Consider the following 24,244-nt stretch of genomic DNA (forward strand, 5'->3'; position numbering starts at 1 on the left):
GGGCGCCCTGCGTGCATGCGGCTGCTTCGAACCGGCGTGGCCCATAAAAAAACCCTCCCGGCGGCGACGCGGGGAGGGTTTCTACTGCTAGTTCGACGGGGCCGGCGTTTATACCACCGCGCCGTCCGTTTCGTCCTTTTCCTTGATCGGCTTGATCAGGTCCTCGCGCGTCACGCCCAGCCACATGGCGACGGCGGCGGCGACGAACACCGACGAGTAGATGCCGAAGCAAATACCGATGGTCAGCGCGATGGCGAAGAAGTGCAGCGTCGGGCCGCCCAGCAGCAGCATCGACAGCACCATCATCTGCGTGCAGCCGTGGGTGATGATGGTGCGCGAGATGGTGCTGGTGATGGCGTTGTCGATCACCTCGTGCACCGAGGCCTTGCGCTGCTTGCGGAAGTTCTCGCGGATCCGGTCGAAAATCACCACCGACTCGTTGACCGAGTAGCCCAGCACCGCCAGCACCGCCGCCAACACCGTCAGCGAGAATTCCCACTGGAAGAAGGCGAAGAAGCCGAGGATGATGACCACGTCGTGCAGGTTGGCGATGATGGCGGCGACGGCGAACTTCCACTCGAAGCGCACGGCCAGGTAGATCATCACGCCGACGATCACCATCGCCAGCGCGTTCATGCCGTTCTGGGCCAGCTCGTCGCCCACCTGCGGGCCGACGAATTCGACCTTCTGCAGGGTCACCGTCTCGGCGCCGGCGGCGTCGACGCAGCCGGCCTTGACGATGTGCTCGCCCTTGGCGCTGACCGTGTCGATCTGCTTCATGGCGCCCTGCTCGGCCAGGCACAGCTTGTCGAACACCAGTTGCGAGGCGTTGGCGCCGGCCACCGTCTTGATGATCGGCAGGCGGATCATGACGTCGTGCGCGGTGCCGAAGCTGGTCACCTCGGGCTGCTCGTAGCCGATCTGCTCGAGCGAGTGGCGGATGCCCTCGAGGTTGGCGGCCTTGGCGTACTTGAGCTCCATCACGGTGCCGCCCTTGAACTCGACCGAGAAGTGCAGCCCTTTGTGCACCAGGAAGAACACCGCCGCGACGAAGGTCAAGGCCGAGATGACGTTGAAGATCAACGCATGGCGCATGAAGGGAATGTCTTTTTTAATCCGGAAAAATTCCATGAAATCCTCTGAGTATGGAGTGCGCGGCCGGCCGCGCGAGGCGGCCGGCGACGATACTTATTTCGACAGGCCCGGCACCCACACGGTGCCGATGGCGATCGATTGCAGCTTCTTCTTGCGGCCGTACCAGAGGTTGACCACGCCGCGCGAAATGAACACGGCCGAGAACATCGAGGTCAAAATGCCCAGGCAGTGCACCACGGCGAAGCCGCGGATGGCGCCGGAGCCGAACACCCACAGGGCCACGCCGACGATCAGGGTGGTCACGTTGGAGTCCAGGATGGTGGCCCAGGCGCGTTCGAAGCCGACCGAGATGGCCTGCTGCGGCGAGGCGCCGCCGCGCAGCTCCTCGCGGATGCGCTCGTTGATCAGCACGTTGGCGTCGATCGCCATGCCCAGCGCCAGCGCGATCGCGGCGATGCCCGGCAGGGTCAGCGTGGCCTGCATCAGCGACAGCAGGCCGATCAGCAGCAACAGGTTGCAGGCCAGCGCCAGCACGCTGAAGAAGCCGAACATCATGTAGTAGAACATCATGAAGACGGCGATGGCGGCGAAGCCGTACATGGTCGAATGCAGACCCTTGCTGATGTTCTCGGCGCCCAGTTGCGGGCCGATGGTGCGTTCCTCGACGAAGTCCATCGGCGCGTACAGCGCGCCGGCGCGCAGCAGCAGCGCCAGCTCGGCGGCGTTTTCCGCGTTGCCCATGCCGGTGATCTGGAAGCGGCTACCCAGTTCGCTCTGGATGGTGGCGACCGACAGCACTTCCGGCTTGCCCTTCTCGAACAGCACCATGGCCATGCGCTTGCCGACGCGCTCGCGGGTCGCTTCGCGCATCTTGCGGCCGCCGTCGCCGTTCAGGTCGATGCTGACGGCCGGTTGCTGGTTCTGGTCGAAGCTGGCGGTGGCGCTGGCGATGTAGTCGCCGGTCAGGGCGACGTCCTTGGTCAGCACGACGGGCACGCCCTTGCCGACGGTGAACAGCTCGGAGTTGAACGGGATCGAGGCGGACAGCTCGGTGCCCGGGGTGACGGTGTCGTCGACCATGCGCACTTCCAGCGTGGCGGTGCGGCCGATGACGGCCTTGGCGCGCGCCACGTCCTGCACGCCGGGCAGCTGCACGACGATGCGGTCGGCGCCCTGCTGCTGGATGATAGGCTCGGCCACGCCCAGCTCGTTGACGCGCTTGGACAGGGTGGCGATGTTCTGCTTGACGCCGTCGTCGATGGTTTGCTTGAGCGCGGCCGGCTTCAGGCTGACTTGCAGCTTGAGCTCGTCGCCGGCGCCGCTGTCGACGAAGGCCAGGTCGGCCATCTGGCCCGACAGCACGTCCTTGGCCTTAGTGCGGGTGTCGGCGTCGCGGAACTTGATTTCGATGGTGTCGCCGACGCGGTCGATGCCGGCGTGGCGCACGTTCTTGTCGCGCAGCGCGCTGCGGGCGGCGGCCTGGATGCCTTGCACGCGCTTGCTCAGCGCGGCCTTGACGTCGACCTGCAGCAGGAAGTGGACACCGCCGCGCAAGTCGAGGCCGAGGTACATCGGCAGCGCGTGCAGGCTTTGCATCCACTTAGGTGTGTTCGGTTGCAGGTTCAGCGCCACCAGGTAGGTCGGGTCGGCCGGATCGGTGTTCAGATCCTTCTCCAGCACGGACTTGGCCTTGAATTGGGTGTCGGGGTCGGCGAAGCGGGCGCGCACCGAGGCGTAGGTGCCGGTGCCGTCGAAGCTGATGCCCTCGGCGGCGATGTTTTCCTTCTTCAGCACGGCGGCGACCTGGGCCGCCATCTCGCTGCTCATCTTGACGGTCGACTTGCCGCTGGTGACCTGCACCGCCGGCGTGTTGCCGAAATAGTTGGGCGCCGTAAACAACGCACCCAGCAGGATGGCGACGGCGATGAGGATGTACTTCCAGACTGGATAGCGATTCATATTGTTCAACGTTCAGTGTTAGGCGTCGGATGCAACATATGCAACATACGGAAACGGCCGCGCTTCTGGTGCGGCCGTTCCCGTGACCAAGTGCTCGCCGGTCTTACAGCGCCTTGAGCGTGCCCTTTGGCAGCAGCATGGTGATCGAGCTCTTCTGCACGACGATCTCGGTGCCGGTCGACACTTCCAGCGTCACGTAGCCCTCGGTGACCTTGGCGACCTTGCCCAGCAGGCCGCCGGCGGTGACCACTTCGTCGCCCTTGGCGAGCGCGTCCATCATGGCCTTTTGTTCCTTGGCGCGTTTTTGCTGAGGACGGATCATCAGGAAATACATGGCCACGAACATCAGGATCAGCGGCAGGAAACTGGTGATGTTGCCGCCCAGGCCCAGGGCGTCGAGTGGGGATTGTGCGTATGCGTTGGAAATGAACACAGATAACTCCGGTGATTAGTTTGAAAAACAGCGCTGTATTCTAGCACTGGCCGGCGAAGCCAAGGCTGCCGGCTAGGTGGGGTCTTACATAATTTTTACAAGACTTGCAACATTTATTACCCACATCGCCCCCGCAACCCGGCAAACAGGGGTCTGACCCCATGCGGGGTCAGACCCCGGCGTCCGGGTTGCGGGGTGGCTGGGAGCGGCGTTAGACGCCGCGCGCGCGGTCGGCGTGGAACTGCAGGGTCCAGGCGTGGAAGCGGTCCTCGTCGAGCGCCTCGCGCATCTGGCGCATGATGTCGAGGTAGTAGTGCAGGTTGTGGATGGTGTTCAGGCGCGCGCCGAGGATCTCCTGGGTGCGGTTCAGGTGGTGCAGGTAGGCGCGCGAGAAGTTGCGGCAGGCGTAGCAGGCGCAGCTCTCGTCGAGCGGCGCCTTCTCCTCCTTGTAGCGGGCGTTCTTGATCTTGATGTCGCCGTAGCGGGTGAAGATCCAGCCGTTGCGCGCGTTGCGCGTCGGCATCACGCAGTCGAACATGTCGATGCCGTTCGAGACGCCGGCCACCAGGTCCTCCGGCGTGCCCACGCCCATCAGGTAGTGCGGCTTGTTGGCCGGCAGGCGCGGGCCGACGTGGGCCAGCATGCGCATCATGTCCTCCTTCGGCTCGCCGACCGACAGGCCGCCGATGGCCAGGCCGGGGAAGTCGATCTCCTCCAACTGGGCCAGCGACTCGTCGCGCAGGTTCTCGAACATGCCGCCCTGGACGATGCCGAACAGCGCGTTCGGGTTGCCGCCACGGTGGAACTCGTCGTGCGAGCGCTGCGCCCAGCGCAGCGACATGCGCATCGACTTGGCCGCCTCGTCGAGGGTGGCCGGGCGGCCGTCGATCTCGTAGGGGGTGCACTCGTCGAACTGCATGACGATGTCGGAGTTGAGCACGCGCTGGATCTGCATCGACACCTCGGGCGAGAGGAACAGCTTGTCGCCGTTGATCGGCGAGTTGAAGTGCACGCCCTCTTCCGTGATCTTGCGCATGGCGCCCAGCGAGAACACCTGGAAGCCGCCCGAGTCGGTCAGGATGGGCTTGTCCCAGCCCATGAAGTCGTGCAGGCCGCCAAACTTGGCGATCACGTCGTTGCCCGGGCGCAGCCACAGGTGGAAGGTGTTGCCGAGGATGATCTCGGCCTTGATTTCCTTCAGCTCCAGCGGCGACATCGCCTTGACCGAGCCGTAGGTGCCGACCGGCATGAAGATCGGGGTCTGCACCTCGCCGTGGTTGAGTTTGACGGTGCCGCGGCGGGCCTTGGTCAGGCCGCTGCTATCGGTCTTGATGAGTTTAAATTCCAACATGAGCGCTTTTCTCTTCTCTTAATTATTCGATGAATTTTTCTGTGGTGCCCGCGCCTGGGTGGTCAGCAGCATGGCGTCGCCGTAGCTGAAGAAGCGGTACTCGTTGGCGATGGCGTGGGCGTAGGCGGCGCGGATCTGCGCGTAGCCGGCGAAGGCCGAGACCAGCATCAGCAGGGTCGACTTGGGCAGGTGGAAGTTGGTGATCAGCCGGGTCACCGTCTTGAACAGGTAGCCGGGCGTGATGAACAGGGCGGTGTCGGCGCTGCCGGCGACCAGTTCGCCGCTCTGCGAGGCCGACTCCAGCGCGCGCAGGCTGGTGGTGCCGACAGCGACCACGTCGCGCCCGGCGGCGCGGGCGGCGCGCACCGCGTCCACCGTGGCCTGCGGCAGGGTGTACCACTCGGTGTGCATCTTGTGCTCGGCCAGCACCTCGGCGCGCACCGGCTGGAAGGTGCCGGCGCCGACGTGCAGCGTGACGTAGGCGAACTGCACGCCCTTGGCGGCCAGCTTGGCCAGCAGCGCCTGGTCGAAGTGCAGGCCGGCGGTGGGTGCGGCGACGGCGCCGGGCACCTTGTTGAACACGGTCTGGTAGCGCGTCTCGTCGAAGGAGTCGGCCGTGTGCTCGATGTAGGGCGGCAGCGGCAGGCGGCCGTGCGCCTCGATCAGCTCGAACACGTCGGCGTCGAAGTGCAGGGTGAAGAACTCGCCGGCGCGGGCGCCGACGGTGACGTCGAAGGCGTCGGCCAGGCGGATCTTGCAGCCCGGCGGCGGCGACTTGGAGGCGCGCACCTGGGCCAGCACGGTGCGGCTGTCGAGCACGCGCTCGACCAGCGCCTCGATCTTGCCGCCGCTCTCCTTGACGCCGAAGAAGCGCGCCTTCAGCACGCGGGTGTCGTTCATCACCAGCAGGTCGCCGGCCTGCAGCTGGTCGACGATGTCGGCGAACTGGCGGTCGACCAGCTGGTCGCCGTCCAGGTGCAGCAGGCGCGAGGCGCTGCGGTCCGGCAGGGGAAATTGCGCGATGCGCTCTGGCGGCAAGTTAAAATCGAAATCGGAAAGCGAGTACATGAGCAAACTTCTAGACGGTGTGAGGAAAATACGAACGGCGCCCGGATCGCGCACACTATGCCACGATCCCGCGCAAGCCTTACAATATCGGCCTCGCTGCGCGACGGCCAACCCTCTATTTTACGCTAGCGTCTGAAAAACGCCGGCAAATCGCCCGAATATGCCCGTTCCGAAGCCAAAAGCAGTCAAGAAAGTCGTCAGCCCGGAGGCCAAGCTGGCCAAACTCGGCCTGCGCACCGACATGGACCTGGTGCTGCACCTGCCCATGCGCTACGAGGACGAGACCCAGGTCGTCAGCATCCAGGAGGCTTGTTTGCACGGCGGCGAGTCGTCCCAGGTCGAGGGCCTGGTGGTGAAGAACGAGATCACCTTCAAGCCACGGCGCCAGCTGCTGGTGCACATCGCCGACGAGACCGGCGACCTGCAACTGCGCTTCATGAACTTCTACGGCAGCCAGGTCAAGCAGCTGGCCGAGGGCACCCGGGTGCGCGCGCGCGGCGAGCTGAAACACGGCTTCTTCGGCGCCGAGATGGTGCACCCGACCTACAAGGTGGTCAACGAGGGCGCCCCGCTGCCGACCTCGCTGACACCGGTCTACCCGTCCGGCGAGGGCCTGTCGCAACCGATCCTGCGGCGCGCCATCAACGACGCCATGAAGCGCATCGACTGGACCGACACCCTGCCGGCCGAGCTGCGCGCCGAGATGAGCCTGTCCGACTTCGAGCCCTCGGTCAAGCTGCTGCACTATCCGCCGCAGCAGGTCGACGAGCACGCCCTGGCCGACCGCTCGCACCCGGCCTGGGTGCGCATGAAGTTCGACGAGCTGCTGGCCCAGCAGCTCTCGCTCAAGCGCGCCCAGCGCGCCCGCCGCTCCAAGGGCGCCGCCGCGCTGAAGAGCGTGGGCGCGCTGTCGCAGGCCTTCCAGGCGGCGCTGCCGTTCCAGCTGACCGGCGCCCAGCAGCGCGTGCTCGACGAGATCCGCGCCGACCTGCGCCACCCCTACCCGATGCAGCGCCTGCTGCAGGGCGACGTCGGCAGCGGCAAGACGGTGGTGTCGGCGCTGGCCGCCGCGCAGGCCATCGACAGCGGCTTCCAGGCGGCGCTGATGGCGCCCACCGAGATTTTGGCCGACCAGCACTTCCGCAAGATCGCGGCGTGGATGGAGCCGCTCGGCGTCAAGGTGGCCTGGCTGACCGGCAGCCTGAAGAAGAAGGACAAGCTGGCCGCCTACGCGCTGATCGAGTCGGGCGAGGCGCAGCTGGTGATCGGCACCCACGCGCTGATCCAGGAGGGCGTGCAGTTCGCCAAGCTGGGCCTGGTGATCGTCGACGAGCAGCACCGCTTCGGCGTCGGCCAGCGCCTGACCCTGCGCAACAAGGGCAATGTGGACGCCGTGCCGCACCAGTTGATGATGTCGGCCACGCCGATCCCGCGCACGCTGGCGATGACCTACTACGCCGATCTGGAGGTGTCGGTGATCGACGAGCTGCCGCCCGGCCGCAGCCCGATCGTCACCCGCGCCATCGACCAGAACCGGCGCGACGAGGTGATCGAGCGGGTCTACGCGGCGGCGCAGGAAGGCCGCCAGGTGTACTGGGTTTGTCCGCTGATCGAGGAGTCCGAGGCGCTGCAGTTGCAGACCGCCACCGACACCCACGCCATGCTGGCCGACTCGCTGCCAGGCCTGGTGGTGGGCCTGGTGCACGGCCGCATGAAGACGGCCGAGAAGCAGGAGGTGATGGACGCCTTCACCGCCGGCCAGGTGCACGTGCTGGTGGCGACCACGGTGATCGAGGTCGGCGTCGACGTGCCGAACGCCTCGCTGATGGTGATCGAGCACGCCGAGCGCTTCGGCCTGTCGCAACTGCACCAGCTGCGCGGCCGGGTTGGCCGCGGCTCGGCGGCCAGCGTCTGTCTGCTGCTGTACCAGGGGCCGCTGGGCGGCGTGGCGCGCCAGCGTTTGATGACCATGCGCGAGACCACCGACGGCTTCGAGATCGCCCGTCGCGATTTGGAGATACGCGGCCCCGGCGAGTTCCTCGGCGCGCGCCAGTCGGGTCAGGCGATGCTGCGCTTCGCCGACCTGGAGACCGACGGCTGGCTGGTCGACCAGGCGCGCGACGTGGCGCAAGACCTGCTGCACGCCAGCACGCCGGACAAGGCGGCCACGGTGGAGGCCCACCTGGCCCGCTGGCTGGGCGGCAAAGAGGAGTTCCTCAAGGTCTAGGCGGGTCTACTCTAAAAGCACAGCGTGAAGCGGTTGGCCAGGTCGAACATGAAGTCCGGCCGCAGGTAGGCGAGGAACACCAGCGCCAGCACGCCAGCCAGCGCCAGCCGCAGCAGCCAGCGTTTCAGCGGCGCGCTCATGCCGCCGCCAGCTCGCCCTTGCGCACCAGCGGCCGCTCGTCGATCGGCAGGTTGATCAGGCCGGCCATCACGCCCAGGCCGATGCTGATGGCCCACACCATGTCGTAGCTGCCCAACTTGGTGAACATATAGCCGCCCAGCCAAACGCCGATGAAGCTGCCCACCTGGTGCGAGAAGAACACCACGCCGGCCAGCATCGACATGTGCTTGACGCCGAAGATGCCGGCGATGACGCCGTTGGTCAACGGCACCGTCGACAGCCAGATCAAGCCCATCGCGGCGGCGAACACATACACCGACCAGGCGCTCAGCGGCGCCAGCAGGAACAGCGAGATCGCCGCCGCGCGGATGAAGTAGATGGCCGACAGCAGGTAGCGCTTGGGCAGGCGGCCGCCCAACTTGCCGGCCTGGTAGGAGCCGATGATGTTGAACAGGCCGATCAGCGCCAGCGCCGTCACGGCGACGCTGCCGTTGGCCAGGCCCTTGTCCTTCAGGTAGGCCGGCAGGTGCACGCCGATGAACACCAGCTGAAAGCCGCAGACGAAGTAGCCGGCCACCAGCAGCAGGAAGGAGCGGTTGCGCAGCGCCTCGCCCAGCGCGTGGCCAATGCTCTGCTGCGGGCCGTGGCCGTGTTGGTGCGCCGGCTCGCGCAGGAAGAAGGCCATCGGCACCATCGCCAGTACCACCAACGCGGCCAGCATGTAGAAGGCGGCCTGCCAGCCCATCTGCGAGATCATCTGCTGCTCGATCGGCATCATCAGGAACTGGCCGAAGGAGCCGGCCGCGCCGGAGATGCCGAAGGCCCAGGAGCGCTGCTGCGGCGTGGCGACACGGCCGATGATGCCGCTGATCGCGCCGAACGCCGTGCAGGCCAGCGCGAAGCCGATCAGCACGCCGGAGCCGAGCACGAACAGGGTGGCGTTGGTCACCAGCGCCATCCACACCAGGCCGGCCATGTAGGCCAGCGCGCCCACCAGCACCACGCGCATGGTGCCGAAGCGGTCGGCCGCCATGCCGGCGAAGGGGCCGAACACGCCCCACATCAGGTTCTGCACCGCCAGCGCCAGCGAGTAGGTTTCGCGGGTCCAGCCGTTGGCCTGGGAGATCGGCTGCATCCAAAAGCCGAAGCCGTGGCGCACGCCCATCGCCAGGGTGAGCACGAGGCCGCTGGCGAGCAGCACGGTTTTGAGCGACGGTGCGCGGTCGGAGGTGAACATGGTCTTCTTTCTGTCTCGGTGGTGGGTCCGTTCGGGCCCGGCCGGCGCCTAGTCGGGCGCTCTGCTTAAGTACAACTAAGTACTAAGGATTCAGCCGTCGTTGCGGTCGGCGCCGTAGCGCAGGCCGATCTGTTCGCGGATGGTGTCGAGCACGCCCATCAGCGCCAGCGTTTCGGCGTGCGGCATGATCGGGCTTTCGATCAGGCCGGCGCGCAGGCAGCGGCCCACCTCGATGGCCTCGTGGGCGTAGCCGTTGCCGCTGCGCGGCAGCACGATGCTGCGGCTGCTGCGCGCGGCGCCGCTGACCAAGGTCACCGAGATCTCCTCGGTGTTGTGGAAGCGGTCGTGCAGGCGCACGAAGCCCTTGCTGCCGGAGATGGTCAACTCGGTCGGCGTGCGCGCCAACAGGCTGCAGCTGCAGGCCGACAGGCCGCCGCCCTCGTGGCGCAGCGAGAAGGCGGTCTGCACGTCGACGCCGGTCGGCCCCATCTGCGCCTGCGCCTGCACCGACTCGACGGCGCCGAGGAAGAAGGCGGCCATCGACAGCGGGTAGATGCCCAGGTCGAGCAGCGCGCCGCCGCCCAGCTCGGGGTTGAGCACGCGGTGCTCGGGCGCGAAGTCGGCGGCGAAGCCGAAGTCGGCGTTCACCTGCACGGCCCGGCCGATCTCGCCGCTGTCGACGATGCGCTTGGCCTCCTGCACGGCCGGCATGAAGCGGGTCCACATCGCCTCCATGACGAACAACTTCTTTTGCCGCGCCAGCGCGATGATCTCCTCGGCCTGCGGCCGGTTCATGGTGAAGGATTTTTCCACCAGCACGCCCTTGCCGCCGCGCAGGCAGAGCATGGCGTTGTCGTGGTGCATGGGGTGCGGCGTGGCGATGTAGACCACGTCGATGTCGGCGTCGTCGGCCAGCGCCTGGTAGCTGGCGTGGCTGCGCGCGGCGCCGAACTCGGCGGCGAAGGCGGCGGCGCTGTCGGCGCTGCGCGAGGCCACCGCCGCCAACTCGGCGCCCGGGGTGTCCTTCAGCGCGCTGGCGAAGGCCTTGGCGATCTTGCCGGTTCCCAGAATACCCCAACGAATTGCCTGGCTCATGTTTGTGCGCTTTCTGCCGCTGCTGCGGCCTGTCGTGTCAATTCGCCGGCGCGCCCCGTTTTGGCCGGAACACGCTGGCGTCGTCGTAAAACGCCTGGTCCTGCGCCGGCCACCAGCCCGGCACGCCGAGCACCGGCAGCGGCGTGAAGTCGGCCGTGCTCAGGCCGCGCGCGGCCAACTCGGCCGCCTCGCGCTGGTCGAGCCAGGCGCGGCGCGCCGTGTCGTCCAGCGCGAAGTAATCGTCGCCGGCGAACACCACGCGGGTGTGCGCGGTGATGGCCTTGCGCGGCGCCACCAGCTTTTCCATCAGCGCGTGGCCGAACAGCCAGAGCTGCGCGTCGGCGCCGAAGCTGGCGCGCCGTTCGACGAAGGCCTCGCTCCAGCGGTGGCCGCGCAGCGCCTCGACCAGCTCGTGGCCGGCGGCGTTGTCGCGCGCCACCAGCAGGGCCGCGTTCTCGTCGTAGATGGTGGCGCCGTCGCGCGCCGGCCCGCGCGACTTGCCGACACCGTCGCGCGCGATCTGCGCCGCCTGCAGGGCGTTCAGCTGCACCTTGATGCGCGGGAAGCTGAGCCACACCAAGCCGTTGAAGAAGTCGTGCAGGTTGTCGCGCGTCGGCACGCCGCCAGTGGCGCCGATGAAGGCCTCGTAGGCGGTGCCCTCGGGCAGCGCGCTTTGCGGCACGAAGCGCAGCGGCAAGCCCTGATGATTACACAATTCCAGCGCCGCCGCTTGGGCGCAGAATTTGTCGATGAAGACGTTGTCGATGAAGCCTTCGGCGCCGGCCGCCAGGGTGACGGCGGCGCGGATCGTGTCGTACCAGGGGCGCGACCAGTCGATTGCAGCCAGCACCCTTTAGACCATCTTCCAGTTGATGGTTTCGCCGGCGTTGAGCGGCACCACCTGCTGGTCGGCCAACGGCAGCGTGTCCGGCAGGGTCCAAGCCTCGCGCTTGAGGGTGATGGTGCCGGCGTTGCGCGCCAAGCCGTAGAACGCCGGGCCGTGGAAGCTGGCGAAGGCCTCCAGCTTGTCGAGCGCGCCGGCGCGTTCGAAGGCCTCGGCGTACAGTTCCATGGCGTGCAGCGCGGTGTAGCAGCCGGCGCAGCCGCAGGCGGCCTCCTTGGCGCCCTGGGCGTGCGGCGCCGAGTCGGTGCCGAGGAAGAAGCGCTCGTCGCCGCTGGTGGCGGCGGTCATCAGCGCCAGGCGGTGCTCCTCGCGCTTGAGCACCGGCAGGCAGTAGTAGTGCGGCCGGATGCCGCCCTTGAAGATCTCGTTGCGGTTGTACAGCAGGTGGTGGGCGGTGATGGTGGCGGCGATCGGGCCGTCCGCCTCGGCGACGTACTGCGCCGCGTCCTTGGTGGTGATGTGCTCGAAGACGATGTTGAGCGCCGGGAAGTCGCGGCGCAGCGGGCGCAGCACGCGCTCGATGAAGACGGCCTCGCGGTCGAACAGGTCGATGTCCGGGTCGGTCACTTCGCCGTGCACCAGGAAGGGCATGCCGACCTCCTGCATGGTCTCCAGCGTCTTGTAGCAGTTGGCCAGGTCGGTCACGCCGGCGTCGGAGTTGGTGGTGGCGCCGGCCGGGTACAGCTTGACGGCCTGCACGATGCCGCTCTCCTGGGCGCGCAGGATCTCGTCGGGCGGCGTGTTGTTGGTCAGATACAAGGTCATCAGCGGCTCGAAGGCCATGCCCGGCGGCAACGCGGCGAGGATGCGCTCGCGGTAGGCGACGGCGGCGGCGGTGGTGGTGACCGGCGGCTTGAGGTTGGGCATGACGATGGCGCGGCCGAACTGGCGCGCGCTGTGCGGCAGCACGCTGGCCAGGGTGGCGCCGTCGCGCAGGTGCAGGTGCCAGTCGTCCGGGCGGGTGATGGTCAGGCTGCTGGGGATGGTATCGATATTGGACATGGCAGGCTCTCAATGGGCGGATGGCGCCATTTTACCCGTTGCGGCGATCCGGATGTCGGCCGGGATCTGCGCATGCAGCTTGACATGACGTACGTAAAAGCGTACTTTTTCCGCTTGATCGGAGGATTTATGGATACCATTTCTGCCAGTGCGGCGCGGGCGCGTCTGTATCACCTGATCGACGAAACAGCGGCCAGCCACACGCCCGTCACCATCACTGGCAAGCGCAACAATGCCGTGTTGGTGTCCGCAGAAGACTGGGCGGCGATCCAGGAAACGCTGTACTTGCTCTCGGTTCCCGGCATGCGTGATTCGATTGTGGCTGCAAAAGCCGAACCACTTGAGGACAGCGACAAGGAGCTTGCTTGGTGAGCTGGCAGCTGGTCTACAGCAAGCAGGCGCAAAAGGACGCAAAAAAGCTTGCTGCATCCGGCCTGAAGAAAAAAGCACAAGCCTTGCTCGACCTACTCACTGCAGATCCCTTCGCCAGCCCGCCGGCATTCGAAAAACTCGTCGGCGACTTGGCCGGCACCTACTCGCGCCGCATCAACCTCCACCATCGGCTGGTCTACGAGGTCTTTCCCGAGCAGCGCACCGTGCGTGTGCTGCGCATGTGGACTCACTACGAGTAAATCGACGCGCGAAGCGATTGGGATCAGCAGCCAGTCGGGGTCAGCAGTCGGGGTCAGTGCCGACATTCGGACACAAACTCAGCAGTAAAAGAGCCGGTGGCAAATGGCCATGGTTGAGGTCGTGTCCGAATGTCGGCACTGACCCCGGGTCTACGGGTCTACTCTAGCGGATGATCGCCACGCGCCGCTGCAACTGCCTGGCCAGCCAGGACAGCAGGCAGCACAGCGCGAAATACACCACGGCGACGAAGACGTACATCTCGACCAGGCGGCCGTCGCGCTGCGCCACCTTGCTGGCGGCGCCGACGAAGTCGGGGATCGACAGCACGTACACCAGCGAGACGTCCTGGAACAGCACGATGGTCTGCGTCAGTAGCACCGGCAGCATGTTGCGGAAGGCCTGCGGCAGCACGATGTGGCCCATGGCCTGCCAGTAGCCCATGCCCAGCGCCTGCGCCGCCAGCATCTGCCCGCGCGGGATGGCCTGGATGCCGCCGCGCATGATCTCGCAGTAGTAGGCGGCCTGGAACAGGGTGAAGGTGATCAGCGCCGACCAGAAGGTGCCGACCTTGACCGGCTCGGCCGCGCCGACCAGCCAGGCGGCCAGATAGGGCACCAGGAAGTAGAACCAGAAGATCACCAGCACCAGCGGCACGGCACGCACCAGGTTGACGTAGCCGGCGCACAGCAGCGCCAGCGGGCGCCAGCCGGACAGGCGGCCCAGCGCCAGCAGGGTGCCCAGCGCGACGCCGCCCAGCATGGCCAGCGCGGTCAGCTGCAGGGTGAAGGCCATGCCGACCTGGAACAGGTAGACCCAGGAGCGGGCGATGACGTCGAAGTCGAACTGGGCGAACATCAGCGCGCCCCGCCCATCGTGCCGGGCAGCGCCAGGCGGCGCTCCAGCACGTGCATCAGCCACACCACCAGCAGGTTGGCCACCACGTAGATCAGGGTGGCGGCGCTGAAGGCCTCGAACACCTGGAAGGAGAACTCCTGGATGGCGCGGGCGCTGGCGGTCAGCTCCATCAGTCCGATGGTCAGCGCCACCGAGCTGTTCTTGATGATGTTGAGGAACTCGCTGGCCAGCGGCGGCAGCACCACGCGCAGCGCCAGCGGCAGCAGCACGTGGCGGTAGGTCTGCGGCAGCGACAGGCCGAGCGCCAGCCCGGCCAGGCGCTGGCCGCCGGACAGCGCCTCGATGCCGGCGGTGACCTGCACCGCCACCCGCGCCGAGGTGAAGAAGCCGAGGCAGTTGACGGCGGTGACGAAGGGCGCGTTGGGCAGCGCCTTGAGCCAGTCGCCGCCGGCCGGCGGCAGCAGCTCGGGCATGACGAAGAACCAGAGGAACATCTGCACCAGCAGCGGCACGTTGCGGAACAGTTCGACGTAGGCGGTGCCGAGCCGGCGCAGCCACGGCGACGGCAGGGTGCGCAGGGTGCCGACGGCCAGCCCCAGCGCCAGCGCCATCAGCCAGGCCGTCAGCGAGGTGGCGACGGTCCAGCCCAGGCCGGACAGCAGGGTCTGCCAATACGTGTGCACACCGTCCGGCGACAGCTCGCCGAAGATGGCCCAGTTCCAGTGGTAGTTCATCGGGCGCCGCGCCTAAGCTTTGGCTACTTCTTCTTGCTGGCGGCCTGCTGCGCCGGCGGCACCGCCGCGTAGGCGGCCGGGTCGGGCGAGTCGGTCGGCTTGGCGATCACCGCCTTCAACTGCGGCGGCATGGGGAAGTTCAGGTTGATGCCCTTCGGCGGGATGGGGCTGGTGAACCATTTGTTGTACAGCTTGACGTAGTCGTCGCTGCGGTAGAAGTAGCTCAGCGCGGCGTCGACCGCCTGCTTGAACTCGGGGTCGTCGCGGCGCAGCATGATGCCGTAGGGCTCGACCGACAGCGCCTCCTTGGTGATCTCGTAGTCGCCCGGGTTGCGCGCGGTGGCCACCTGGCTGGCCAGCAGGATGTCGTCGTTGGCCTCGGCGACGGCGCGGCCGGTCTCCATCATCAGGAACGATTCCGGGTGGTCCTTGCCGACCACGATGTTCATGCCCAACTGCTGCTCGTTGTTGAGGATGGTCATCTGCTTGAGCGTGGTGGTGCCGGCGGTGGCCACCAGGGTCTTGCCCTTCATGTCGGCCAGGCTGCGGATGTGCGAGGACTTCTTGGCCAGCAGGCGGTTGGCGATGACGAACATGGTCGGCGCGAAAGCCACCTGCTTCTGCCGCTCGGCGTTGTTGGTGGTCGAGCCGCATTCGAGGTCGATGGTGCCGTTGGCCATCAACGGGATGCGGTTGGCCGAGGTGACCGGGTTCATCACCACCTTGATGCCGGTCAGGCCCAGTTGCTTCTGCAGCGCGACGACGACCTTCATGCACAGGTCGACCGAATAGCCCTGGTATTGCTGCTTGTCGTCGAGGTAGGAGAAGGGGATGGAGCCGTCGCGCACGCCCAGCGTGATGCTGCCGCTGCGCTTGATCTTGGCCAGGGTGCCGCCCGGCTCGGCCGCGCCGGCCTGGGTGGCGAGGGTGGCGGCGAGCACGCCGCCGGTCAGAACTGCCAGTAGTCTCGACAATGCCATGTTTCCTCCGTGAGCAGAAAAAATCAGGGACAACGAACCGACTCGGCCCGGCGCGCGCCGCATGCGCGCCGATGCGATAGTTTGCACTTTACTACGAATCGGCCGCCTTGCGGCCGCTGTCGCGCTAGTGAAGCGGGCTAGTGGATGATGCGGGCGAGGAAATCGCGCGCCCGTTCGGAACTGGCGCCGCCGAAGAACTCCTCCTTGGCGCAGTCCTCCAAGATCCTGCCCTGGTCCATGAAGACGACGCGGTTGGCCACCTTCTTGGCGAAGCCCATCTCGTGGGTCACCACCATCATCGTCATGCCCTCCTGGGCCAGGCCGACCATCACATCGAGCACCTCGTTGATCATCTCCGGGTCGAGCGCCGAGGTGGGCTCGTCGAACAGCATGGCGATCGGGTCCATGGCCAGGGCGCGGGCGATGGCGACGCGCTGCTGCTGGCCGCCGGACAACTGGTTGGGATACTTGTCCTGCTGCGCCAGCAGGCCGACCCGGTCGAGCAGCTTCAGGCCGCGCACGCTGGCCTCCTCCTCCGTGCGGCCGAGCACCTTGACCTGGGCCAGCGTCAGGTTCTGCCGGATCGACAGGTGGGGGAACAGCTCGAAGTTCTGGAACACCATGCCGATGCGGGCGCGCAGCGCCGGCAGGTCGGTGCCGGGCGCGCCGACCGAGACGCCGTCGACCGTGATGCTGCCCTGCTGGAAGGGTTCGAGCCCGTTGACGGTCTTGATCAGGGTCGACTTGCCCGAGCCGGAGGGGCCGCAAATGACCATCACGTCGCCCTTGGCGACGCTGGTGCTGCAGTCGTCGAGGACCTGGAACTGGCCGTACCACTTGCTGAGCTTGCTTATGTCGATCATCGGTCGATTTTTATCTGGAGACGGGGCAAAAACGCCCCGGGAACCCGCATGGAAGCGGGGCCACGCGTGCTTGACAGCACCCTTGAGCACAAGGATACTGCGGAACTTGCCAATAGTTTCATCAGTTTACAGGCCGTCACCGGGCTGGATCGAGGCGGTTTTCCCGCATGATACAGCCGCTTTCAGGCGGAATTGACCCTATTTTGCCCGAGATTGCGCGGCGACAGGCGACCCCTGCCGCAACCAACGTCCAGAGAGACACTACCACAGGAACTGCATCATATTATGAAAAAACAAAACCGACTGACCACCTACATCCTGATCGGCCTGGCGCTGGGGATCATCGCCGGCTACGTCGCCAACACGGCGCTGGCCAACCCCGCCGCCTTCGCCGAGACGATGTCGCTGGTGACGACGCTGTTCCTGCGCCTGATCAAGATGATCATCGCGCCGCTGGTGTTCTCCACCCTGGTGGTCGGCATCGCCCGCATGGGCGACGCCAGCGAGGTCGGCCGCATCGGCCTCAAGACCCTGGGCTGGTTCTTCATCGCCTCGCTGCTGTCGCTGACCCTCGGCCTGATCATGGTCAACCTGTTCCGTCCGGGCGACGCGCTGATGGGCCACCTGCCCACCACGGCCACGGCCACCGGCATCGTCACCAGCGGCCTGACCCTGAAGGAATTCATCACCCACCTGGTGCCGACCTCGATCATCGACGGCATGGGCAAGAACGAGATCCTGCAGATCGTCATCTTCTCGCTGTTCTTCGGCTCGGCCGCCGCCGCCGTCGGCGAGAAGGCCACGCCGATGGTCGACGCCCTCGACGGTGTCGCCCACGTCATGCTCAAGGTGACCGGCTATGTGATGAAGTTCGCCCCCCTCGCCGTGTTCGCCGCCGTCACCGGCACCATCGCCAAGAGCGGCCTGGCCGTGCTGTCGACCTACGGCGTGTTCATGGCCGAGTTCTACTTCAGTATCGGCCTGCTGTGGGCGCTGCTGATCGGCATCGGCTTCCTGTTCCTCGGCGCCCGCATCTTCAAGCTGGTCGCCGAAGTGCGCGAGCCGGTGCTGCTGGCCTTCTCCACCGCGTCGAGCGAAGCGGCCTATCCGAAGACCCTGGAAGGCCTGGAGCGTTTCGGCGTGCGCAACCGCATCGCCTCCTTCGTGCTGCCGATCGGCTACTCGTTCAACCTGGACGGCTCGATGATGTACTGCACCTTCGCCACCGTCTTCATCGCCCAGGCCTACGGCATCGAGATGTCGCTGGGCCAGCAGATGACCATGATGATGGTGCTGATGCTGACCTCGAAGGGCATGGCCGGCGTGCCGCGCGCCTCGCTGGTGGTGATCGCCGCCACCCTGAGCCAGTTCAACATCCCCGAGGCGGGCCTGGTGCTGCTGCTGGGCATCGACCACTTCCTCGACATGGCCCGCTCGGCCACCAACGTCATCGGCAACAGCATCGCCACCGCCGTCGTGGCGAAGTGGGAGGGCGAGCTGGTCGCCCCGATCGAGCGCGAGCTGGCCGACGCGCCGCTGCCATAATCAATATCGCTTGAACGAAACCGATATGCGTATCGGTATCAACAAAAAGGCTTCCCTCGGGAAGCCTTTTTTCATTGCGCAACGGTCAGCGCCAAGCTTGCCGGCTCAGCCGGCGCCGACCAGGCCGAGCTCGCTGTCGCTCGGCGAAGCGCCCTCCTCGTCCGCCTTGGCCTGCTGGCGCTGCCACATCTGCGCGTACAGGCCGTCCTGTGCCAGCAGCGACTGGTGGGTGCCGCGCTCGACGATGCGGCCGTGGTCGAGCACCAAAATCTGCTCGGCGTCGGCCACCGTCGACAGGCGGTGGGCGATCACCAGCGTGGTGCGGCTGCGGGCGATCTCCTTCAACTGCGCCTGGATGGCCTGCTCGGCCTTCGAGTCGAGCGCCGAGGTGGCCTCGTCGAAGATCAAGATGGCCGGGTTCTTCAGCAGGGTGCGGGCGATCGCCACGCGCTGCTTCTCGCCGCCGGACAACTTGAGGCCGCGCTCGCCGACCATCGAGGCGTAGCCATCCGGCAGGCTCTCGATGAAGTCGTGGATCGAGGCGGCCTTGGCCGCCGCGACGATCTGCTCCTTGCTGGCGCCCGGCTGGCCGTAGGCGATGTTGTACTCGATGCTGTCGTTGAACAGCACGGTGTCCTGCGGCACGATGCCGATGGCGTGGCGCAGCGAGTCCTGGGTCAGCGTACGCAGGTCCTGGCCGTCGATGGTGATGCCGCCGCCGTTCACCTCGTAGAAGCGGAACAGCAGGCGCGACAAGGTCGACTTGCCCGAGCCGCTGTGGCCGACCACCGCCGTGGTGGTGCCGGCGGCGATGGTGAAGTCGACGTCGAACAGGATCTTGCGCTTGCTCTCATAGCTGAAGTCGACGTGCTGGAAGCGCACCTGCGCGCCGTGGGTCAGCAGCGGACGGGCGTCGGGCGCGTCGGCGATTTCGCGGTTCTGGTCGAGCAGCGAGAACAGGCGCTCCATGTCGGCCAGGCTCTGCTTGATCTCGCGGTAGATCACGCCGAGGAAGTTGAGCGGAATGTACAACTGGATCATGAAGGTGTTGACCAGCACCAGGTCGCCCAGCGTCATCTTGCCGTCGATCACGCCCTGGGTGGCGCGCCACAGGATCAAGGTGACGGCCGTGGCGATGATCAGCGACTGCCCCGTGTTGAGCAGCGACAGCGAGGTCTGCGATTTGACCGCCGCCGTCTCGTAGCGCTGCAGGCCCTCGTCGTAGCGCTTGGCCTCGTAGTCCTCGTTGCCGAAATACTTCACCGTCTCGTAGTTGATCAGCGAGTCGATGGCCTTGGTGCTGGCCTTCGAGTCGAGGTCGTTCATGGTGCGGCGAAAATGCGTGCGCCAGTCCGTCACGATGATGGTGAAGGCGATGTACAACACCAGCGCGCAGAAGGTGATGATCGAGAACCAGATGTCGTAGTGGGTCACCAGGTAGCCCAGCACCAGGGTGATCTCGACCAGGGTCGGCAGGATGTTGAACAGGGTGAAGGAGATCAGCGAGCTGACGCCGCGCGTGCCGCGCTCGATGTCGCGCGTCATGCCGCCGGTCTGGCGGTTCAGGTGGAAGCGCAGCGACAGCGCGTGCAGGTGGCGGAACACCTTGAGCGCGATGGTGCGCACGGCGCGCTGGGTGACGCGGGCAAAAAGGAACTCGCGCAGCTCGGTGAACACGGTGGTCGACAGGCGCAACACGCCATACGCCACCAGCGCCGCCAGCGGCAGCACCAGCAGCGCGCGCGGATGCTCGGGGCTGATGCTCATCTGGTCGATCAACTGCTTGAGCACCAGCGGCACGCCGACGTTGGCCAGCTTGGCGCCAACCAGGCACAGCAGCGCCGCCAGCACCCGCCACTTGTACACCCACAGGTAGGGGATCAGGGTTTTCAGGGTGGCCAGGTCGCTGCGTGGCGGTTTGCCTTTGGCATCGTTGTCGGGGGCGGGCGGGGAATTCGGATAACGGCGCATGGCGGAGGTCGGCTTTTTATGGTTCAATCTCGCCAATTGTAGCCCTTCACGAGAAATCCAAGATGACCACCCCAGAAAACCCCGCCACCGCCGTCAACCGCGGCCTGCCTCCGGGCAAAATGCCCGAACTGCGCATGATGCCGGCGCCGTCCGACGCCAACGTTTACGGCGACGTGTTCGGCGGCTGGATCATGGCCCAGGTCGACATCGCCGGCTCGCTGCCGGCGACGCGCCGGGCGAATGGCCGCGTTGCCACCATTTCCGTCAACTCCTTCGTGTTCAAGCACCCGGTGTTCGTCGGCGACCTGCTGTCGTTTTATGCCGACATCGTCCGCGTCGGCAACACCTCGATCACCGTCAACGTCGAGGTGTATGCCGAGCGCAACCGTCTGCAGGCCTGCACCGTCAAGGTCACCGAGGCGACGCTGACCTATGTGGCCACCGGCCCCGACCGCAAGCCGCGCCAGGTGCCGCCGATCGAAAGCCTGCTCTCCGTGCCCGACCGCGCCGGATGAGTGCCGCCGCCGGCCGGGCCGCCGGACGCCCGCCGCCGCGCCTTTCTGGGCACCCCCATATGCTGGGGTATGACACAACTCTGGTGGCGTGAGCGTGGACGCGGCCGTAACGAACGATTAGAAACACCGCCCGTTGCGGAACCCGGTTCGCTTCCATAATTCCGTTCTTACTGGAAATTTCGTCAACTTGACAAGCGAACATGCACCATCACCTCCCCAACGACATTCCCGCCGCACTTGACGACCTTTCCGCACCGCGCCTTTTGAGCTACCGTGCTTTCTTCAATAACCCGTCGGACCCGGAATTGTATGGTGTCTATTGCTGGAATGACGCCATTTCCATGCGCTTGATGCGCCTGATCGGCAACATCGAAATCATTCTGCGGAATCGCCTTCACCGCGAGTTGAGCCGGTTTGCCTATATGCCCGGCGTTTCGACCGGCGACAAGGACGCCAACGACTGGTACCGGTTCGTGATCACCCCGGGGACGAAGGCAGCGCAACTGATCGGGAAGCAGACGACAGGCGGATTGCTGGTATCGACAACGCCATGTCACCATGTGGTGGCCCAAATGACTTATGGGTTCTGGCCTAGGCTCTTGCAAATTAAGCAGAATAGAGCGAATGTGGTGATTCCGTGGGACACCATGATTCCGTCCATTTTCCCCGATCACACTAAAAAAGCTAGCACCTATTGGACATCCCAGCACGAACAGGACAAGCTGTTCGTGCGACTGGACCTGATCGGTGACCTACGCAACCGAGTCGCCCATTTCGAACCCGTATGGAAGTTCGGGGAATTAAAAGATGAGTGGATTAAACGGACGAACCACCCGGTTACGGTGGTTGCCCCGCCCCCGGCGTCACCGGCACAAGCCATCGCCCGCCTGCGCTTGGTGTATGCGCGGACGACCCAGTTACTGTCCTGGCTGTCAAAAAGCAGAGCGGGGGATTACATGGTGTCCGAGAATCATCTCAATCTTGACTGGCTGCTGTCGCAGGAAGGGTTCGACCATTTCCGCAATATTGGCAACGTGGAGACCGTCCGGCTGAGCTCGCTAACCAAATCGTGGGGGACAAAGCTCGCACTGCAAGGGCGCAAATCGGTGCTGGTGGAACACAAGCAGCAGCTGATCGGCAGGTATTTTTCGCTACAATCGAAGCCCTAGCACAAAGACAAAGAGCCATCCTTTAGGGATGGCTCTTTGATGGAACGCTTTGCACCTACAAACCCTGGGGGGTTGCTATTAACCATCCCAAGTTAGCGTCTGCAGATGACTACAAGAAGATCATACCACAATTAACCGAATATGAGCAATTGTGGCGTATCCTGCCATCGGCAGCGTTTTGATCTCTCGTGGTTCGCGTCAACTATCTTGGCCAGTCGGCGTCAATTATCTTGCTTCGAGGTGCGCGACCGCGTGGCGGGGCCGGCCAGAATCTAACATTCCGTCAAGCTTGAATTAGAGGCAAGCCGACCTATACTGCGTAAACCGCCCCCTCAGGACAGGAGAATTCCATGTTGAAGGTCAGCAGTGATGTTATCGCACAGGAACTCGACAGCTATCTGCGCCAGGCAATGGCGCAGACGGTGGTGATCGAGCATCCCGAAAGCGAGCCGGTGGTCATGTTGGCGATGAGCGAGTTCGAACGCTTGCAGCAGGTGGACGAGGCGCACTGGGCCGCCTGCGCGCGACGGGCCAACAAGGAAGGCTATCTCGACCATGAACAGGAAGTGCGCCGGCGTCTGGCCGCCGCGCTGAATGAAAAACGGCTCAGCCACATCAGCGACTGAGCCGTTTCCCGGCCGGCGCCCACGGGCGCCGGTGGCGGACGCCGCGCGGGCGTCCCCTTGCCGCGGCCGCCTAGGCCGCTTTCTTTTCGTCGCGCAACTGGCGGCGCAGGATCTTGCCGACGTTGGTCTTCGGCAGCTCGTCGCGGAACTCGATGTACTTCGGCTTCTTGTAGGCGGTCAACTCGTGCTTGCAGTAGTCGAGCAGCTCCTCGGCGGTCAGCGCCGGGTTCTTGCGCACCACGAACAGCTTGACGGCCTCGCCCGAGTTCTTGTCCGGCACGCCGATGCAGGCCACCTCCAGCACGCCCGGGTGGGCGGCGATGACGCCCTCGATCTCGTTCGGGTAGACGTTGAAGCCGGACACCAAAATCATGTCCTTCTTGCGGTCGACGATGCGGGTGTAGCCGCGCTCGTCCATGATGCCGACGTCGCCGGTCTTGAAGTAGCCGTCCGGCGTCATCGACTTGGCGGTCTCGTCGTCGCGCTGCCAGTAGCCGGCCATCACCTGCGGGCCGCGCACGGCGATCTCGCCGGCCTGGCCCAGCGGCACCGGCTGGCCGTCGTCGTCGAGGATCAGGATCTCGGTCGAGGGGATCGGCAGGCCGATGGTGCCGGTGAACTCCTTGATGTCGACGCGGTTGGCGGTGGCCACCGGCGAGGTCTCCGACATGCCGTAGCCTTCGATGATCGGGGTGCCGGTCAGCTTCAGCCAGCGGTCGGCCACGGCCTGCTGCACCGCCATGCCGCCGCCGTTGCACACCTGGTAGCTGGCGAAGTCGAGCTTGGCGAAGTCGGCGTTGTTGAGCAGCGCGTTGTACAGCGTGTTGACGGCCGGGAAGACGCTGACCTTGTACTTGGCCAGCTCCTTGACGAAGCCGGGGATGTCGCGCGGATTCGGGATCAGCAGGTTCATGCCGCCCAGGCGCATGCCCATGAAGGCGCTGATGGTCAGCGAGTAGATGTGGTACAGCGGCAGCGCGCAGACGAACACCAGTTGCTCCTGCTGCGTCTGCATCTGCAGCCAGGCCTCGTTCTGCAGCACGTTGGCGATGATGTTACGGTGCAGCAGCACGGCGCCCTTGGAGACGCCGGTGGTGCCGCCGGTGTATTGCAGGAAGGCGATGTCGTCGTGGCCCAGCTTGACCGGCTTGAGCGTCAGCGCGGCGCCCTCGGCCATGATCTTCTTGAACGAGACGGCCGTCGGCAGCGAGAAGGCCGGCACCATCTTCTTGACCTTGCGCACCACGAAGTTGACGATGGCGCCCTTCAGGCCGCCCAGCATGTCGCCCATGTTGGCGACGATCACATGCTTGACCTTGGTCGCGGCCAACACCTGCTGCACGGTGACGGCGAAGTTCTCCAGCACGATGATGGCCTCGGCGCCCGAGTCGTTCAACTGGTGTTGCAGCTCGCGCGGCGTGTACAGCGGGTTGACGTTGACCACGGTGTAGCCGGCGCGCAGGATGGCCGCCATCGCCACCGGATATTGCAGCACGTTGGGCAGCATGATCGCCACCCGCGCGCCCTGCGCCAGGCCCTTGGCCTGCAGCCAGGCGCCCATCTGCTGCGACATGCGGTCGAGCTCGCCGAAGGTGAGGAACTTGTCCATGCAGACGTAGGCGTTGCGATCGGCGTATTTGCGGAAGCTCTCTTCCATCATGTGCGTCACCGAGCGGTACTGCGTGCTGTCGATTTCCGCCGGAACGCCTTCGGGGTACGACTTCAGCCAAATCTTGTCCATCACTTGCCTCATCTTTCACGGATAGGCGCGGCCGGTGCGACCGGGGGCGCCAGTTCATTGTCATGCGCAATAAAAAAACCGCCTGACCGGCAGGCGGTGGGCCTGGCCGGTAGGCGCATTC

23 protein-coding genes are annotated in these 24,244 nt (G+C 65.6%); 7 read left to right on the top strand and 16 right to left on the bottom strand.

Annotation, left to right across the window (positions count from 1 at the left end; genetic code table 11):
- Positions 1-108 precede the first annotated feature (108 nt).
- The 5 genes from secF to queA all read right to left on the bottom strand — a co-directional run bounded on the left by secF (position 109) and on the right by queA (position 5,906).
- Entirely contained in the window at positions 109-1,131 is a 1,023-nt protein-coding gene (gene secF / locus BM252_RS18430) for a protein translocase subunit SecF (RefSeq protein WP_093389129.1), read from the bottom strand.
- A 57-nt stretch (positions 1,132-1,188) separates the two neighbouring features.
- Entirely contained in the window at positions 1,189-3,054 is a 1,866-nt protein-coding gene (secD, locus tag BM252_RS18435) for a protein translocase subunit SecD (RefSeq protein WP_093389130.1), read from the bottom strand.
- A gap of 103 nt (positions 3,055-3,157) precedes the next feature.
- Positions 3,158-3,487 carry a preprotein translocase subunit YajC gene (yajC, locus tag BM252_RS18440; protein ID WP_093389131.1) on the bottom strand — a complete coding sequence of 110 codons (330 nt, stop codon included), beginning with the start codon at positions 3,485-3,487 and terminating at the stop codon, positions 3,158-3,160.
- A 211-nt stretch (positions 3,488-3,698) separates the two neighbouring features.
- Positions 3,699-4,838, bottom strand: coding sequence for a tRNA guanosine(34) transglycosylase Tgt (tgt, locus tag BM252_RS18445; RefSeq protein WP_093389132.1), 1,140 nt, complete (start codon positions 4,836-4,838; stop codon positions 3,699-3,701).
- Positions 4,839-4,856: 18 nt separating this feature from the next.
- Positions 4,857-5,906: a tRNA preQ1(34) S-adenosylmethionine ribosyltransferase-isomerase QueA gene (gene queA, locus BM252_RS18450; protein ID WP_093389133.1), complete on the bottom strand. Its 1,050-nt coding sequence runs from the start codon at positions 5,904-5,906 to the stop codon at positions 4,857-4,859.
- A gap of 160 nt (positions 5,907-6,066) precedes the next feature.
- Here queA and recG point away from each other — a divergent pair, with 160 nt between their 5' ends.
- Positions 6,067-8,133 carry an ATP-dependent DNA helicase RecG gene (gene recG, locus BM252_RS18455; protein ID WP_093389134.1) on the top strand — a complete coding sequence of 689 codons (2,067 nt, stop codon included), beginning with the start codon at positions 6,067-6,069 and terminating at the stop codon, positions 8,131-8,133.
- An 11-nt stretch (positions 8,134-8,144) separates the two neighbouring features.
- On the opposite strand, the gene BM252_RS32015 is transcribed toward recG, so the two are convergent.
- From BM252_RS32015 to pyrC, 5 genes are all read right to left on the bottom strand, one after another.
- The gene (locus BM252_RS32015) at positions 8,145-8,273 is read right to left on the bottom strand and encodes a hypothetical protein (RefSeq protein WP_281249366.1); all 129 of its coding nucleotides are present in this window, start codon (positions 8,271-8,273) and stop codon (positions 8,145-8,147) included.
- Positions 8,270-9,490 (bottom strand): MFS transporter, encoded by a 1,221-nt coding sequence (locus tag BM252_RS18460; RefSeq protein WP_093389135.1) that lies wholly within the window; start codon positions 9,488-9,490, stop codon positions 8,270-8,272. Before BM252_RS18460 ends, BM252_RS32015 begins: the two co-directional genes overlap by 4 nt.
- A 90-nt stretch (positions 9,491-9,580) precedes the next feature.
- Entirely contained in the window at positions 9,581-10,585 is a 1,005-nt protein-coding gene (locus BM252_RS18465) for a Gfo/Idh/MocA family protein (RefSeq protein ID WP_093389136.1), read from the bottom strand.
- Between the two features lie 37 nt (positions 10,586-10,622).
- Positions 10,623-11,435: a DUF3025 domain-containing protein gene (locus tag BM252_RS18470; protein WP_093389137.1), complete on the bottom strand. Its 813-nt coding sequence runs from the start codon at positions 11,433-11,435 to the stop codon at positions 10,623-10,625.
- Positions 11,436-11,438: 3 nt separating this feature from the next.
- A complete protein-coding gene (gene pyrC, locus BM252_RS18475) occupies positions 11,439-12,491 on the bottom strand; it encodes a dihydroorotase (RefSeq protein ID WP_093389138.1) in 1,053 nt (350 codons plus the stop codon).
- Between the two features lie 84 nt (positions 12,492-12,575).
- Between pyrC and BM252_RS18480 the strand changes: the two genes are divergently transcribed.
- The gene (locus tag BM252_RS18480; RefSeq protein WP_245774328.1) at positions 12,576-12,863 is read left to right on the top strand and encodes a type II toxin-antitoxin system Phd/YefM family antitoxin; all 288 of its coding nucleotides are present in this window, start codon (positions 12,576-12,578) and stop codon (positions 12,861-12,863) included.
- Positions 12,860-13,123 (top strand): Txe/YoeB family addiction module toxin, encoded by a 264-nt coding sequence (locus BM252_RS18485; protein ID WP_093389168.1) that lies wholly within the window; start codon positions 12,860-12,862, stop codon positions 13,121-13,123. The genes BM252_RS18480 and BM252_RS18485 overlap by 4 nt, the downstream gene beginning before the upstream one ends.
- 163 nt (positions 13,124-13,286) lie before the next feature.
- On the opposite strand, the gene BM252_RS18490 is transcribed toward BM252_RS18485, so the two are convergent.
- The 4 genes from BM252_RS18490 to BM252_RS18505 form a co-directional block, all read right to left on the bottom strand.
- Positions 13,287-13,979: an amino acid ABC transporter permease gene (locus BM252_RS18490; protein WP_093389139.1), complete on the bottom strand. Its 693-nt coding sequence runs from the start codon at positions 13,977-13,979 to the stop codon at positions 13,287-13,289.
- Positions 13,979-14,713 (bottom strand): amino acid ABC transporter permease, encoded by a 735-nt coding sequence (locus BM252_RS18495; protein WP_093389140.1) that lies wholly within the window; start codon positions 14,711-14,713, stop codon positions 13,979-13,981. Before BM252_RS18495 ends, BM252_RS18490 begins: the two co-directional genes overlap by 1 nt.
- 23 nt (positions 14,714-14,736) lie before the next feature.
- Positions 14,737-15,693: an amino acid ABC transporter substrate-binding protein gene (locus BM252_RS18500; protein ID WP_093389141.1), complete on the bottom strand. Its 957-nt coding sequence runs from the start codon at positions 15,691-15,693 to the stop codon at positions 14,737-14,739.
- 137 nt (positions 15,694-15,830) lie between these two features.
- Entirely contained in the window at positions 15,831-16,556 is a 726-nt protein-coding gene (locus BM252_RS18505) for an amino acid ABC transporter ATP-binding protein (RefSeq protein WP_093389142.1), read from the bottom strand.
- Positions 16,557-16,841: 285 nt separating this feature from the next.
- Between BM252_RS18505 and BM252_RS18510 the strand changes: the two genes are divergently transcribed.
- The gene (locus BM252_RS18510; RefSeq protein WP_093389143.1) at positions 16,842-18,101 is read left to right on the top strand and encodes a dicarboxylate/amino acid:cation symporter; all 1,260 of its coding nucleotides are present in this window, start codon (positions 16,842-16,844) and stop codon (positions 18,099-18,101) included.
- Positions 18,102-18,206: 105 nt separating this feature from the next.
- Here BM252_RS18510 and BM252_RS18515 read toward each other — a convergent pair whose 3' ends face one another.
- Positions 18,207-20,072 (bottom strand): ABCB family ABC transporter ATP-binding protein/permease, encoded by a 1,866-nt coding sequence (locus BM252_RS18515; RefSeq protein ID WP_093389170.1) that lies wholly within the window; start codon positions 20,070-20,072, stop codon positions 18,207-18,209.
- 62 nt (positions 20,073-20,134) lie between these two features.
- Between BM252_RS18515 and BM252_RS18520 the strand changes: the two genes are divergently transcribed.
- The 3 genes from BM252_RS18520 to BM252_RS18530 all read left to right on the top strand — a co-directional run bounded on the left by BM252_RS18520 (position 20,135) and on the right by BM252_RS18530 (position 22,382).
- Complete coding sequence (locus BM252_RS18520; RefSeq protein ID WP_093389144.1) at positions 20,135-20,587, top strand: acyl-CoA thioesterase; 453 nt, start codon at positions 20,135-20,137, stop codon at positions 20,585-20,587.
- Positions 20,588-20,787: 200 nt separating this feature from the next.
- Positions 20,788-21,756, top strand: a complete 969-nt coding sequence (locus tag BM252_RS18525; RefSeq protein WP_093389145.1) for a hypothetical protein — start codon at positions 20,788-20,790, stop codon at positions 21,754-21,756.
- Between the two features lie 350 nt (positions 21,757-22,106).
- Positions 22,107-22,382 carry a hypothetical protein gene (locus tag BM252_RS18530; protein WP_093389146.1) on the top strand — a complete coding sequence of 92 codons (276 nt, stop codon included), beginning with the start codon at positions 22,107-22,109 and terminating at the stop codon, positions 22,380-22,382.
- 70 nt (positions 22,383-22,452) lie between these two features.
- On the opposite strand, the gene BM252_RS18535 is transcribed toward BM252_RS18530, so the two are convergent.
- Complete coding sequence (locus BM252_RS18535) at positions 22,453-24,123, bottom strand: long-chain-fatty-acid--CoA ligase (RefSeq protein ID WP_093389147.1); 1,671 nt, start codon at positions 24,121-24,123, stop codon at positions 22,453-22,455.
- Positions 24,124-24,244 lie beyond the last annotated feature (121 nt).

Origin of the sequence: Rugamonas rubra (assembly GCF_900114705.1) — a bacterium.
Lineage (GTDB): Bacteria > Pseudomonadota > Gammaproteobacteria > Burkholderiales > Burkholderiaceae_D > Rugamonas > Rugamonas rubra.